Origin of the sequence: Anaeromyxobacter sp. SG17, from assembly GCF_022690695.1 — a bacterium.
In the GTDB taxonomy this organism is placed as follows: domain Bacteria; phylum Myxococcota; class Myxococcia; order Myxococcales; family Anaeromyxobacteraceae; genus Anaeromyxobacter; species Anaeromyxobacter soli.
The window spans coordinates 1-12,702 of sequence record NZ_JALCYX010000100.1 but is presented as its reverse complement, the minus strand read 5'-3'; the positions used below and the strand labels follow the sequence as shown (position 1 = coordinate 12,702).

Below are 12,702 nucleotides of genomic sequence, written 5' to 3'. Positions count from 1 at the left end.
CCTCGAGCGGCTGCGTGCCGGCGCAGGCGGCGCAGCCTGCGCGCTTGCGGACGAGCACCAGCCGCCCGCGCGCGGACCGCGCCTCGTACGTGTAGAGCCGGCCCTCGTAGGCGCCGCGCTCGCCGGCGAGGAGCCGGAGGGCCTCCGCGCCCATGAGCGCCCCCGCGAACCCCGCGGTGGCGCCGAGCACGCCCGCCTCGGCGCAGGACGGCACCGACCCGGGCGGCGGCGGCGCCTCGAACAGGCAGCGCAGGCAGCCGCCGATGCCCGCGGGCGAGACGGTGAGCAGCTGCGCGGTGGTCCGGAGGATCCCGCCGTGGACGAGCGGCCTCCGCGCGCGCAGCGCGGCGTCGTTCGCGAGGAACTTCGTGGCGAAGTTGTCGGAGCCGTCCACGACGACGTCGGCCGCCTCGACGAGCGCGAGGGCGTTCCCAGCGTCGAAGCGGAGATCGCGCGCGTCGACCGCCACGGAGGGGAAGAGCGCCCGGAGCCGGGCGGCCGCGGCGGTGGCCTTCCGCTGGCCGACGTCGCCTTCCTTGAACAGCGGCTGCCGGTTCAGGTTGGAGGTCTCGACGGCGTCGTCTTCCACGAGGACGAGCGTCCCGACGCCCGCGGCGGCGAGCGTGAGGAGCGCCGGCCCGCCGAGGCCGCCCGCTCCGATCACCAGCGCGGTCTTGCCGGAGAGGCTCATGAAGGACGGCGTATATCCCGCGCCAGAGGGGGCGGCAACCCTCGCGCCCGGCGGCGCTACACCACGAGCGCCCGGCCCGACTGCGCGGCGCGCCAGAGCGAGGGCAGCGTCGCGATCGCGTCGAGCCGCGGGCGGACGTCGTCGGGGACGAGCCCGGCGAGCCGGACCGCCGTGTCGCACGCCACCACCCGGAGCCCGAGCTCGCGCCGCGCGTCCTCCAGGCTCTCCACGAGGCTCGCCACGCGCGCCGGGCCGGCCTCGGGAGGCGCGCCCTCGTCGAAGCGGCCGCCGATCCAGAGCCGCAGCGGCTCGAAGAACAGCGCGACCGTCACGGCGTCGCCGAGCGCCGCCGCGGTCACCGCCAGCGTCGTGGCCTGGTAGCGGTCCTGCCAGGTCCCGCGATGCACGAAGAGCACCAGCGGCTCGCTCGCGGAGCTTCCGGACATGCGCACATCGTACCCCCCGAGGGGAGAACCCGCCAGCCCGCCCCCGCCGCACGCGACCTCGCGGAATCATTCGCCTCGCGCGTCGCCGGAGGGCTTGCCGGGACGCCGCCCCCCTGAAACCTTTCGGGGGGAACCCCCACCTCCGAGGAACGCTCCGTGAAGAAGCCACGCCCCATCGCCCCCGCGTCCGGGAAGCTCGCCGTCCTCCTCCCCGGGCTCGGCGCCGTCGGCACCACCCTCATCGCCGGCGTCGAGGCGGTGCGTCGAGGGCTCGCGAAGCCCATCGGCTCGCTCACGCAGATGGGGACCATCCGGCTCGGCAAGCGGACGGAGCGCCGGACGCCGCTCATCAAGGAGCTCGTGCCGCTCGCCCCCCTCGACCAGATCTGCTTCGGCGGCTGGGACGTGTTCCCCGACGACGCCTACGAGTCCGCCTGCCACGCCCGCGTGCTCGAGGAGTCCCTGCTCGAGAAGCTGAAGGAGCCGCTCTCGGCGGTGAAGCCGATGACGGCGGTGTTCTCGCCGGACTACGTGAAGCGGCTCGACGGCCCGAACGTCAAGCGCGGCGCGAACAAGCTCGAGCTCGGCGAGCTGCTCCGCGAGGACATCCGGCGGTTCATGCGCGAGCACGGCTGCGAGCGCGCGGTGATGGTGTGGTGCGCGTCGACGGAGGTGTACCTGCAGCCCCAGGCGGTGCACGGCCAGCTCCAGGCGTTCGAGGCGGCCATGGCGGCGAACGACCCGGCCATCGCGCCGTCGATGATCTACGCGTGGGCGGCGCTGAAGGAGGGCATCCCGTTCGCGAACGGCGCGCCGAACCTGACCGTCGACATCCCCGCGCTCCAGCAGCTCGCGAAGGCGCAGGGCGTGCCGATCGCCGGCAAGGACTTCAAGACCGGCCAGACGCTCATGAAGACGGTGCTCGCGCCCATGCTGAAGGCGCGCATGCTCGGGCTCGAGGGGTGGTTCTCGACGAACATCCTCGGCAACCGCGACGGCGAGGTGCTCGACGACCCGGGCAGCTTCAAGACGAAGGAGGTCTCGAAGCTCTCGGTGCTCGACCACATCCTGCAGCCCGAGCTGTACCCCGACCTCTACGGCAAGTTCGACCACAAGGTGCAGATCCACTACTACCGGCCGCGCGGCGACAACAAGGAGGGCTGGGACAACATCGACATCAAGGGCTGGCTCGGTTACCCGATGCAGATCAAGGTGAACTTCCTCTGCCGGGACTCGATCCTCGCCGCGCCGGTGGCGCTCGACATCGCCCTCTTCATCGACCTCGCGCGGCGCGCGGGGATGAGCGGGATCCAGGAGTGGATGTCGTTCTACTTCAAGAGCCCGATGGTCGCGGAGGGGCTCTACCCGGAGCACGACCTGTTCATCCAGCTCACGAAGCTCAAGAACACGCTGCGTCACCTGGCGGGCGAGGAGCTCATCACCCACCTCGGGCTCGACTACTACGAGCCGTAGATTAGACAGAGGCCCCACAGAGGAGGTCGTCGATGGCTTACGTGGTTGCCGAGCCCTGCATCAAGTGCAAGTACACCGACTGCGTCGAGGTCTGCCCCGTCGACTGCTTCTACGAGGGGCCCAACTTCCTCGTCATCCATCCCGACGAGTGCATCGACTGCGGCGCGTGTGAGCCTGCCTGCCCCACGAAGGCGATCTTCCCGGAGGAGAGCCTGCCGGCGAAGTGGAAGGACTACACGCAGCTCAACGCCGACCTCGCCAAGACCTGGCCCAACATCTCGGAGAAGAAGGACCCGCTCCCCGACGCGGACCAGTGGAAGGACGTCGAGGAGAAGCGTCAGTACCTCGAGGGCGCCTAGCGGATCGGCGACGGCCGCACGGGCGCTCGGCGAGATCGTCGTCGCCCTGAACTGCGCTATTGCGCGCCGGTCGCCCCTTTGCTAGAAACCCGTCCGCTTCGGAACGCCCAGGTGGTGGAACTGGTAGACACACCATCTTGAGGGGGTGGCGCCGTAAGGCGTGCGAGTTCGAATCTCGCCCTGGGCACTCGCGAACGAGAGAGGGGATCCGGGAAACCGGATCCCCTCTCGGCGTTTCGGGGCCACGGAGGGAGCCGGGGGCTCGGGTGGCGGCGGCGCCCGTCCGGCAGCGGGCGCGAGCGCCTCGCTCGAACGCGAAGAGGGGACCCGGACCCCGGATCCCCTCTCCGCCGCGCCGAGGCGCGGATTCTCGGGAAAGCGACTACTTCCCCTGCGACGGCGCGGCCGGCGCCGGCGGGGTCGACTCGGGCGCGTTCGGCGGCGGCGAGAGCGGGCTCTGCCCGGGCGCGGCCGGGAGCTGCTGCGCCGGGACGCTCGCCTCGCGCTGCACCACCGAGTGCGTGCGGGACGCGTTGTACGCGAGGAAGACCGAGGTCATCATGAAGATCCCGGCCGAGATGCTCGTGACCTTGCCGAGCAGCGTCTGGGCGCCACGCCCACCGAAGACGGTCTGCGCGCCGGCCCCGCCGAACGCCGCCCCCATCCCGCCGCCCTTACCGGCCTGGAGCAGGATCACGAGGATGAGGAAGACGCAGACGAGGACGTGCAGGATGGTGACGAGGGTGATCAACGGAGTGCACCTTTCACGATGGCGACGAAGTCCGCCGCCTTGAGGCTCGCGCCGCCGACCAGCGCCCCGTCGACATCGGGCTGCGCCATGAGCTCGGCGGCGTTCTCGGGCTTGACCGAGCCGCCGTACTGTACCCGGATCTGGTCCGCCGCGGAACTCGCGAGCTCGCGGAGGATCTTCCGGATGGCCGCGTGGACCTCCTGCGCCTGGGCCGCGGTGGCGGTCTTGCCGGTGCCGATCGCCCACACCGGCTCGTACGCGAGCGTCAGCGCGGCGAAGGCCTCGGCGGAGAGGCCGGCGAGCCCCTGCCTGACCTGACGGTCCACGATCTCGAGGGTCCGCCCGGCCTCCCGCTCCGCCAGCGTCTCGCCCACGCAGACGATCGGCCGGACACCCGCCGCGAGCAGCGCGCCGACCTTCTTGCGCACTCCCTCGTCGGTCTCCCCGAAGAGCTGGCGCCGCTCGCTGTGGCCGACGATGCCGTGGCGGCAGCCGACCTCGGCCAGCATGGGCGCGGACACCTCGCCGGTGAACGCCCCCTGCTTCTCCCAGTGGACGTTCTGCGCGGCGACCTCGATCCCGGAGCCGCGCGCCGCGTCCACCGCGGCGGCGAGCGCCGTGAACGGCGGGGCGATGGCGACGTCGACCTTGCCGGCGAGGTCCCCGAGCGCGGCGCGGAGCTCGCCGACGAGCGCCGTGGTCTCCGCCACGGTCTTGTGCATCTTCCAGTTGCCGCAGACGAACTTTCGACGGGGCACGGCGCTATCCCTCGAGGACCTGGATGCCGGGGAGGACGCGCCCCTCGATGAACTCGAGGCTGGCGCCGCCGCCGGTGGAGACGTGCTTCATCTTGGAGACGAGCCCGGCCTCCTCGACCGCCGCGGCGCTGTCGCCGCCGCCCACGACCGTGATGGCCGGGCTGTCCGCCATCGCCTTCGCGACGCCGAAGGTGCCCTCCGCCCACGGCTTCTGCTCGAACAGGCCCATGGGACCGTTCCAGAACACCGTCTTCGCGCTCAGGATGCGCTGGCGATACCGATCGAGCGTCTTCGGGCCGATGTCGAGGCCCATGAGGCCGTCGGGGATCGCGCGGTCGTTCACCACCACGCGCGCTGCGGTCTCCTTCGGCTCCGCGCCGCACACGTGATCGACCGGCAGGAGCAGGTCCACGTTGCGCGCCTGGGCGCGGTCCAGGATCTGCCGCGCGAGCTCGAGCTTGTCCTCCTCGACGAGGCTCTTCCCCACGGGGACGCCCTGCGCCTTGAGGAACGTGTAGGCCATCGCGCCGCCGATGCAGACGGCGTCGGCCTTCGCGATGAGGTTCTCGAGCACCTTGATCTTGTCGGACACCTTGGCGCCGCCGATGAGCGCGACGAACGGCCGCGCCGGGGTGCCGAGCGCCTTGCCGAGGTACTCGACCTCCTTCTGGATGAGGAAGCCGGCCGCCTTCTCCTTCACGAACGCGGCCATGCCCGCCGTAGACGCGTGGGCCCGGTGGGCCGTGCCGAACGCGTCGTTCACCCAGACGTCGCACAGGCTCGCGAGCTCGCGCGCGAAGCCCTCGTCGTTCTTCTCCTCCTCCGGGTGGAAGCGGAGGTTCTCGAGGAGGAGGACCTCTCCCTCCTTGAGATCGCGGACGAGCTTCTTCACGCCGTCGCCGACGCAGTCGTCGGCGAGGATGACGTCCTGCTTGAGGAGCGCCGAGAGCCGCTCGGCCGCGGGCTCGAGCGAGAACTTCTTGCGATCGTCGGGCTTGCCCTTCGGGCGCCCGAGGTGCGAGCCGAGGATGACCTTCGCGCGCGCCTTGATGGCGTACTGGAGCGTCGGGAGCGCCGCGCGGATGCGCGCGTCGTCGGTCACCCGCCCCTGCTCGTCGAGCGGGACGTTGAAGTCCACGCGGATGAAGACGCGCTTGCCGGCGAGGTCGAGCGCGTCGATGGTCTTGAGCGCCATGGCGTCCCTCACTTCGTGAGGAACTTCGCCACGTCGACCATGCGGTTCGAGAAGCCCCACTCGTTGTCGTACCAGGCGAAGACCTTCGCGAAGGTCCCTTCGACGACGAACGTGTTCGTCGCGTCGAAGATCGAGGACGCCGGGTTGTGGTTGAAGTCCACCGAGACGAGCGGGCCGTCCGAGTACTCGAGGACGCCCTTCAGGCTCCCCTCCGCCGCCTTCTTGAACGCCGCGTTGATCTCCTCGGCGGTGGCGGGCCGGTCCATCTCGACGGTGAGGTCGACGAGCGACACGTTCGGCGTGGGGACGCGCACCGACGTGCCGTGCAGCTTGCCCTTCAGCTCCGGGATGACCTCGGCGACCGCCTTCGCGGCGCCGGTGGTCGAGGGAATCATCGACAGCGCCGCGGCGCGCGCGCGGCGCAGGTCCTTGTGCGGCAGGTCGAGGAGGTTCTGGTCGTTCGTGTAGGAGTGGATCGTCGTCATCAGGCCGCGCTTGATGCCGAAGCTCTCGAGCAGGATCTTCGCGACCGGCGTGAGGCAGTTCGTCGTGCAGGACGCGTTCGAGATGATCTTGTGCTTCGCCTTGTCGAGCTTGTCGTGGTTGATGCCGTAGGCGACCGTGATGTCCGGGCCCTTGGCCGGCGCGGAGATGAGCACGCGCGGAGCGCCCGCCTTGAGGTGGCCCTCGGCCTTCTCCCGCTCCGTGAAGAGGCCGGTGCACTCGAGGACGACGTCGACCTTGTTCTTCTGGTGCGGGAGATCGGCCGGGGACTTGATGGCCGTGACCTCGATCTCCTTGCCGTTGACGACGATGCCCTTCTCCGACGCCTTCACGTCGGCGGCGAGCACGCCGTGCACCGAGTCGTACTTCAGGAGGTGCGCGAGGGTCTTCGTGTCCGTGAGGTCGTTGATCGAGACGAACTCGAGGTCCTTCTCGCCCCGCTCGATGGCCGCGCGGAGCACGCACCGACCGATGCGACCGAACCCGTTGATTGCGATACGTGCCATGGCGCTGCCCTCCTCCCAAGGGGTTGAAAAGCGGCCGTAACCTACAGACGAGGCTCCGGACCGTCAACGGAAACGGAAGGGGGCGAGCGGCCGAGATGAAAGAAACGAAACGGCGCCGATCTCTCGGCGCCGTCCGGTCCTGCGCGCTCGACTTCTGGCGAGGCCGCGACGTCGCGCCGAGCCTCGCGTAATCTTCGGATCAGAGGGCCCGCGGCGCCTCGACGGCGCTCTCCTGCGCGGCGGCCGCCTGGGCCGCGGCGGCGTGCTCGCCCTTGAGGTCCTGCGTGACGAGATCGATGAGCTCGGTCGAGAGGCTCAGGATCTGGTTCGTCGAGTAGCCGTTGCCACGCAGCTCCTTGAAGAGCGACTTCGCGAGGATCTTCGTTCCCTTCACGTCCAGCATGCCTGGCACCATTGCGTTCACTCCCTACCGGCGATACGAACCGCGCCGTGTCGCGATGGCTCCCCCGGGAGCAAGGTGCGGGCCATCGCCTTCGAGGCTTCACCATGTCAGCCGTTTCGGGTACTTGCACGCGGCGAGGCCCTGCCAGGCCGGTCGCGCCGGTGCGTAGTCTCCTTCGCAGACCTGCCTGCGAGAGGGGCACGGCGCGTAGCGCGCTTCGCGGTTCGACGGCGCCATCCCTGAGGAACTGATGCGGTACCGGATCTCCAACCTCCCGCTCTGGCTCGACGAGGACGACGCGCTCCTGACGCGCCGCGCCGCGGAGCGGCTCGGCCTCTCGGCCGAGCACCTTCGCGACGCGATCGTCGTGCGACGCTCGCTCGACGCCCGCAGGAAGGGCCACGCGCGCTGGCTCGTGAACCTCGAGGTCGAGGTCGAGGGCGCGATCCGCGGCGCACCCGCCGACGTCGCGCCGGTCCCCGCGCCCGAGGCGGAGCCCGGACCCGTGCGGCGGCCCGCCGCGCCGCCCGTCATCCTGGGCGCCGGGCCGGCGGGGCTCTTCTGCGCGTGGGCGCTCCTCGAGCGCGGCGTGCCCTCGATCGTGGTCGACCGCGGCAAGACCGTGAGCCCCCGCCGGCGCGACGTGGCGGCCCTGATGCGCGGCGGCGCGCTCGATCCCGAGTCGAACATGAACTTCGGCGAGGGCGGCGCGGGGGCGTACACCGACGGCAAGCTCGGGACGCGCATCCACCACCCGGCGGTGCGGAAGGTCGTCGAGCTGTTCGCGCGCTTCGGGAACGTCGAGCGGATCGTGGTCGAGGGCAAGCCGCACGTCGGCTCGGACGTGCTGCCCGCGGCGATCTCGGCGATGCGCGAGGAGCTCGAGCGCGGCGGGTGCACGTTCGTGTGGGGCGCGCGCGCGGTCGATCTCGCGCTGCGCGACGGCCGCCTCGCGGGGCTCCGCCTCGCCGACGGCCGCTCGCTCGAGTCCGACCGGCTCGTGCTGGCGCCCGGAAACAGCGCCCGCGAGCTGTTCGAGCTGTTCGCCGCGCGCGGCTGGCCCATCGAGGCGAAGCCGTTCGCGGTGGGGTTCCGGGCGGAGCACCCGCAGCCGCTCATCGATCGGATCCAGTACGGAGCGGGCGCGCGCCACCCCAGGCTCCCCCCGGCCGACTACAAGCTCGCCGACAACCCCAAGGTCGCGGGCGCGGCGCGCGGCGTGTTCTCCTTCTGCATGTGCCCGGGCGGCGTGGTCGTCCCCACGCCGACCGAGCCCGAGATGCAGTGCACGAACGGCATGTCCAACTCGCACCGCTCGTCGCCCGTCGCGAACGCCGGCATCGTCGTCGCCGTCTCGCCGGAGGACTTCGCGGCCGAGGGCTTCGAGGGCCCGCTCGCGGGGCTCGAGTGGCAGCGCAAGTGGGAGCGCGCCGCCTACGTGCTCGGGGGCGGCGCCTACCACGCGCCCGCCCAGCGGCTCGCCGCGTACCTCGCGCGCAGGCCCGGGGCGCCGCCCGGGAAGACGTCCTACCGGCCGGGGGTGACCCCCTCCGACCTCTCCCTGCTGTACCCTCCGCAGATCCAGGAGGCGCTCCGCGCGGGGCTGCGCGGGTTCGAGCGACGGATGCGAGGCTTCGTGACCGACGAGGCGGTGCTCATCGGCATCGAGTCGCGGACGAGCTCTCCCTGCCGGCTCGTGCGCGGCGCGGACTTCCAGTCGCCGGGGATCCGGGGGCTCTACCCCGCCGGCGAGGGCGCCGGCTACGCGGGCGGGATCGTGTCGTCCGCGGTGGACGGGCTCAAGGTCGCGGAGGCGATCTGCGCCGAGCTCGGCGCGGCGTGACGGAGGAGCGGATGCGGGATCGCGGCATGAAGTACCGGGTGCGGAACGCCGAGGGGGAGGAGCTCGTGGTCCCGTCGCTCGGCGACCTGCACGATCTCTACGCGCACGGCTTCCTCGCCGAGGACGACCTCGTGCGGGCCGAGACGTCCCCGCGCTGGGTCCGCGCAGGCGCGATGCCGGCCCTGCACGGCGTCCGCGAGCGGCGGGCCGATCCCCGGCGCGTCGGGATGCTCGTCGCCGCAGCGATCGCCCTCGCGGCGGGCCTCGGCTTCCTCTTCGCGCGCTAAAGCGCCCGCCGGAGCCGAGCGCCGCCGCGAAGCGCCGTTCGCGCCCCGCAAAGAGCCGCCAGCACGCGGGAGGCGGCGGCGTGCTAGCTCACCCGGCCGAAGTCGTCCTGAACGCGCACGACGTCCTCGACCTCGGGGGTGGAGACCTCGAGCACGTCGCAGTCGGTCACCGCGCGCATGCGGTGCACGGTGCCGGGCTTCACGTGGTAGCTGTCGCCCGGCTGCATCCGGTGATCGACGAGCCGGTCTCCGTCCTTGAGCACGAGGATCATCTCGCCGCTCCAGAGGTGGATCGTCTCGTCCTTCCTCACGTGGTACTGCAGGGAGAGCTGGAACCCTGCCTTCACGTGCAGGAGCTTGCCGACGTAGCGTTCGGTGTGCGCCCACCAGAGCTCGTGGCCCCAGGGCTTCTCGACGCGCTTCGGGCTGTCGAAGGTCGTGGTCATGCTGGATCGGACTTTAGGCTAGCGGCTGGCGGTGACGAACCCGGGGACCCCGGTTTCCCGCGCGACGTCCTTGCGATAGCGCTCCGCGGCCTCGCGGCTCTCGAAGCTCCCCACGCGCACGCGGTACCAGCGCCCCTTCCCCTGCACGTCCGCCGTCTCGACGCGCGGGCGCAGCGAGCGGTAGCGGGCGGCGATGCGGTCGGCCTCCGAGCGCTGCTGGGTCGCGCCGATCTGGATGGTGAAGTCCCCCGTGCCGGCCGGGGCCGGCTTCGCCGCGCGCGCCTGGACCTCCGCCTTCTCCTCGGGAGGCTTCGGCGCGGGGGCGGCGGGCGCCGGGGCCGCGGTCGGCGGCGTGGAGGCGGCCTGGACCACCGCCGGAGGCGGCCTGGCGGGGGCGCTCGGCGGAGCGCTCGGCGGCGGCGCGGCGGAGGTGGAGACGGCCGCGGCCGTGACCGGCGGCGTCGCCGCCGGCTTCTGCTTCACGAGACGATCGTGAAACGTGAGCGACGCGTCGTCCACGCCGGGCGACGGGGTGGAGGGAGGCCGATCGAGGGCCTCGAGGTCCCCGGCGCGGGCGGCGTCGACCTGCCGGGTGGCGATCTGCCGGCCGACGTTCAACCCGAGGACGAACACGACGCCGAGGATGACGAGCGCGCCCACGACGATGGACGCGATCTGCCGGCCATCGAGGGAGAGCTCGAACTTCTCGCGGACGCGGGCGTTCTCATCGCGCATGGCGTCCGTGATTCTAGACGTCGTCCGCGATATCGCGAGTTTCCGGACTCTCCATCCGATCCGGCGCGGCGACGCCCAGGACCCCGAGGCCGTTCGCCAGCACCTGCTTCAGCGCGCGGCACAGGAAGAGCCGGCCGGCGGTCTTGCGCGCGTCGGCGGAGATGACCCGCTCGCCGCTGCGCTTGCCCTGCGTGTAGTACGAGTGGAACGCCGCGATCGTCTCCTGCAGGTAGAAGGCGACGCGGTGCGGCTCGTACGCGAGGGCCGCCGCGGCGAGCATGTCCGGGAAGGCCACGACGCGCCGGATGAGATCCTGCTCCTCCGCGGAGGTGAGCGTCCGGGCCGCCTCGAGGTCGAACTCGGGGACCGCCACGCCGCCCTCGCGCGCCTTCGCGAAGATCTGGGCGAGCCGCGCGTGGCCGTACTGGACGTAGAAGACCGGGTTGTCGAGCGTCTGGCGCTTCGCGAGCTCGATGTCGAAGTCGAGCTGCGCGTCGGAGCGGCGGGTGAGGAACATGAAGCGGGTCGCGTCGCGCCCGACCTCGTCCACCACCTCGCGCAGGGAGACCACCGTCCCCGCCCGCTTGGACATCTTCACGGCCTCGCCGCCGCGGGTCAGGTTCACCATCTGGATGAGGATGACGTGCAGGTCCTTCCGCGAGGCGCCGAGCGCCTCGAGCGCGGCCTCGAGCCGCGGCACGTACCCGCCGTGGTCGGCGCCGAGGACGTCCACGAGGGTTCCGGCGCGCTGCCGCTTGTCCCAGTGGTACGCGATGTCGGCGCAGAAGTAGGTGGGCGTGCCGTCCGCCTTCTTCACCGGCCGATCCACCTCGTCGCCGTACTGCGACGAGCGGAACAGCGTGAGGTCCTCGGCGGCGGAGACGCCCTCGTCGAGGTCACCGTGGGGCTGGGCGATGGGCGCCGGAGCGCCCTTCTTGGACTTCGGCGGCGGGAGCTTGCCGACGTAGACGAGGTCCTTCTCCTCGAGGAAGCGCAGGAACCTGTCGACCGTGCCCGACTCGTAGAGCGCCTTCTCGGACGACCAGCGGTCGAACTCGATGTTGATGGCGCGGAGGTCGTCGCGGATGAGCCCGAGCACGTGCTCGACGGCGCGATCGCGGAAGAGCGTGAGCCACTCGGACTCGGGCGCGTCGAGGTAGCGATCGCCGTGCTCGGCGCGCAGCGCCGCGGCGATGTCCTTCACGTACTCGCCCGGATAGCTCTTCGGCGGCATCGTCACCTGCCGCCCGAACGACTCCTGGTAGCGCAGGTGCACGGAGCGCGCGAGCGTCTGCACCTGCGCGCCGTAGTCGTTCACGTAGTACTCGCGGGTGACGTCGAAGCCCGCCCACCGGAGCAGGCTCTGCACGCCGTCGCCCACCACCGCCCCCCGGCCGTGGCCGACGTGCATCGGCCCGGTGGGGTTCGCCGAGACGTACTCGACGATGACCTTCTGGCCGCCTCCGACCTCGGTCCGCCCGTACGCGGCCCCCTCGGAGACGACGCGCGCGAGCGCCCGCAGCCACACGTCCGGCGCGAGGCGGACGTTGATGAAGCCGGGGCCGGCGATCTCGAGCCCGGCGAGCTCGTGCTGCGCGTCGACGGCGCGGACCTCGGCCGCGATCGCCTGGGCGAGCTCGCGCGGCGGCTTGCCCGCCGGCTTCGCGAGCATCATCGCGGCGTTCACCGCGAAGTCGCCGTGCTTGGGGTCGCGCGGCGCCTCCACGGAGAACGCCGCCTCGAGAACGGGCCAGCGACCCTCGGCGGCGCCCTTCGCGAGCGCCTGCCGGAACAGCTCGATCACGCGATCTCTCACCATGGCGCGCAGTCTCTACCGGGGCCGCGCCGCGGGCGCAAGCGGGCACTCGCCCGCGAGCCCCGCCCTGCCCTCATGCGTACGCGTCGAAGGCGCCGCAGCGCCGGCAACGCCAGCTGCGGACGGGGGCGTCGGCCGCGCACCGCGTGCAGCGGGGCGCGCGGCCCCGCCGGAGCAGCGCGGCCACGAGGAGATCGTGCCGCGCGGCGAGCTCCCCCGGCCCTGGCGCGTCGGCCTGGCGGAGCAGCTCGCGCATCTCCCAGGTCACCTCCCCGCGCCTGTCGCGCTCGAGCGCGCGCCGCAGCGCCGCGAGCGCGTCCGCCACCCGGCCGAGGCGGTGCAGGGCGCGTCCGTGCAGGAGGTGCAGCGCCGGGTCGCCCCCGCGCGCTGCGAGGCGAGCCTCGACGAACGACGCGGCGGACGCGGCGTCGGGGACGGCCGCGAGCGCCGGCCAGGCGAGGAGCGCCGCGCGCGGCGCCGCGTCGAGGG

14 protein-coding genes, 1 tRNA gene and 1 pseudogene are annotated in these 12,702 nt (G+C 72.0%); 5 read left to right on the top strand and 11 right to left on the bottom strand.

Features of this window, described 5'->3' with window-relative positions; all coding sequences use genetic code 11:
- Together MNY60_RS21780 and MNY60_RS21775 are read right to left on the bottom strand one after the other, a co-directional pair.
- The coding region (locus MNY60_RS21780) for a HesA/MoeB/ThiF family protein (RefSeq protein ID WP_242361857.1) at positions 1 to 691 on the bottom strand (691 nt) is incomplete at its 3' end.
- A gap of 56 nt (positions 692 to 747) precedes the next feature.
- Positions 748 to 1,137, bottom strand: a complete 390-nt coding sequence (locus MNY60_RS21775) for a hypothetical protein (protein WP_242341012.1) — start codon at positions 1,135 to 1,137, stop codon at positions 748 to 750.
- 156 nt (positions 1,138 to 1,293) lie between these two features.
- Between MNY60_RS21775 and MNY60_RS21770 the strand changes: the two genes are divergently transcribed.
- From MNY60_RS21770 to MNY60_RS21760, 3 genes are all read left to right on the top strand, one after another.
- Complete coding sequence (locus MNY60_RS21770) at positions 1,294 to 2,610, top strand: inositol-3-phosphate synthase (RefSeq protein WP_242341013.1); 1,317 nt, start codon at positions 1,294 to 1,296, stop codon at positions 2,608 to 2,610.
- 32 nt (positions 2,611 to 2,642) lie between these two features.
- A complete protein-coding gene (fdxA, locus tag MNY60_RS21765) occupies positions 2,643 to 2,969 on the top strand; it encodes a ferredoxin FdxA (protein ID WP_242341014.1) in 327 nt (108 codons plus the stop codon).
- A gap of 105 nt (positions 2,970 to 3,074) precedes the next feature.
- Positions 3,075 to 3,156 (top strand) — tRNA-Leu (locus MNY60_RS21760).
- A gap of 195 nt (positions 3,157 to 3,351) precedes the next feature.
- Here the strand turns inward: MNY60_RS21760 and secG are convergent.
- The 5 genes from secG to MNY60_RS21735 form a co-directional block, all read right to left on the bottom strand.
- Positions 3,352 to 3,720 carry a preprotein translocase subunit SecG gene (gene secG / locus MNY60_RS21755; RefSeq protein WP_242341015.1) on the bottom strand — a complete coding sequence of 123 codons (369 nt, stop codon included), beginning with the start codon at positions 3,718 to 3,720 and terminating at the stop codon, positions 3,352 to 3,354.
- Positions 3,717 to 4,478, bottom strand: coding sequence for a triose-phosphate isomerase (tpiA, locus tag MNY60_RS21750; protein ID WP_242341016.1), 762 nt, complete (start codon positions 4,476 to 4,478; stop codon positions 3,717 to 3,719). The genes secG and tpiA overlap by 4 nt, the downstream gene beginning before the upstream one ends.
- 4 nt (positions 4,479 to 4,482) lie before the next feature.
- Entirely contained in the window at positions 4,483 to 5,673 is a 1,191-nt protein-coding gene (gene pgk, locus MNY60_RS21745) for a phosphoglycerate kinase (RefSeq protein ID WP_242341017.1), read from the bottom strand.
- An 8-nt stretch (positions 5,674 to 5,681) separates the two neighbouring features.
- Entirely contained in the window at positions 5,682 to 6,683 is a 1,002-nt protein-coding gene (gap, locus tag MNY60_RS21740) for a type I glyceraldehyde-3-phosphate dehydrogenase (RefSeq protein ID WP_242341018.1), read from the bottom strand.
- Positions 6,684 to 6,882: 199 nt separating this feature from the next.
- On the bottom strand, positions 6,883 to 7,086 hold the full coding sequence (locus MNY60_RS21735; protein WP_242356658.1) for a hypothetical protein: 204 nt from the start codon (positions 7,084 to 7,086) through the stop codon (positions 6,883 to 6,885).
- 250 nt (positions 7,087 to 7,336) lie between these two features.
- Between MNY60_RS21735 and MNY60_RS21730 the strand changes: the two genes are divergently transcribed.
- Together MNY60_RS21730 and MNY60_RS21725 are read left to right on the top strand one after the other, a co-directional pair.
- The gene (locus MNY60_RS21730) at positions 7,337 to 8,929 is read left to right on the top strand and encodes an NAD(P)/FAD-dependent oxidoreductase (protein ID WP_242356660.1); all 1,593 of its coding nucleotides are present in this window, start codon (positions 7,337 to 7,339) and stop codon (positions 8,927 to 8,929) included.
- An 11-nt stretch (positions 8,930 to 8,940) separates the two neighbouring features.
- Positions 8,941 to 9,216, top strand: a complete 276-nt coding sequence (locus MNY60_RS21725; protein WP_242341021.1) for a hypothetical protein — start codon at positions 8,941 to 8,943, stop codon at positions 9,214 to 9,216.
- An 83-nt stretch (positions 9,217 to 9,299) separates the two neighbouring features.
- Here MNY60_RS21725 and MNY60_RS21720 read toward each other — a convergent pair whose 3' ends face one another.
- The 4 genes and pseudogenes from MNY60_RS21720 to MNY60_RS21705 all read right to left on the bottom strand — a co-directional run.
- Positions 9,300 to 9,662, bottom strand: coding sequence for a cupin domain-containing protein (locus MNY60_RS21720; protein ID WP_242341022.1), 363 nt, complete (start codon positions 9,660 to 9,662; stop codon positions 9,300 to 9,302).
- An 18-nt stretch (positions 9,663 to 9,680) separates the two neighbouring features.
- On the bottom strand, positions 9,681 to 10,397 hold the full coding sequence (locus MNY60_RS21715) for an SPOR domain-containing protein (protein WP_242341023.1): 717 nt from the start codon (positions 10,395 to 10,397) through the stop codon (positions 9,681 to 9,683).
- A 13-nt stretch (positions 10,398 to 10,410) separates the two neighbouring features.
- Entirely contained in the window at positions 10,411 to 12,216 is a 1,806-nt protein-coding gene (locus MNY60_RS21710) for an arginine--tRNA ligase (protein ID WP_242341024.1), read from the bottom strand.
- Between the two features lie 70 nt (positions 12,217 to 12,286).
- A pseudogene (locus MNY60_RS21705) lies at positions 12,287 to 12,702 on the bottom strand (hypothetical protein); the annotation flags it as partial.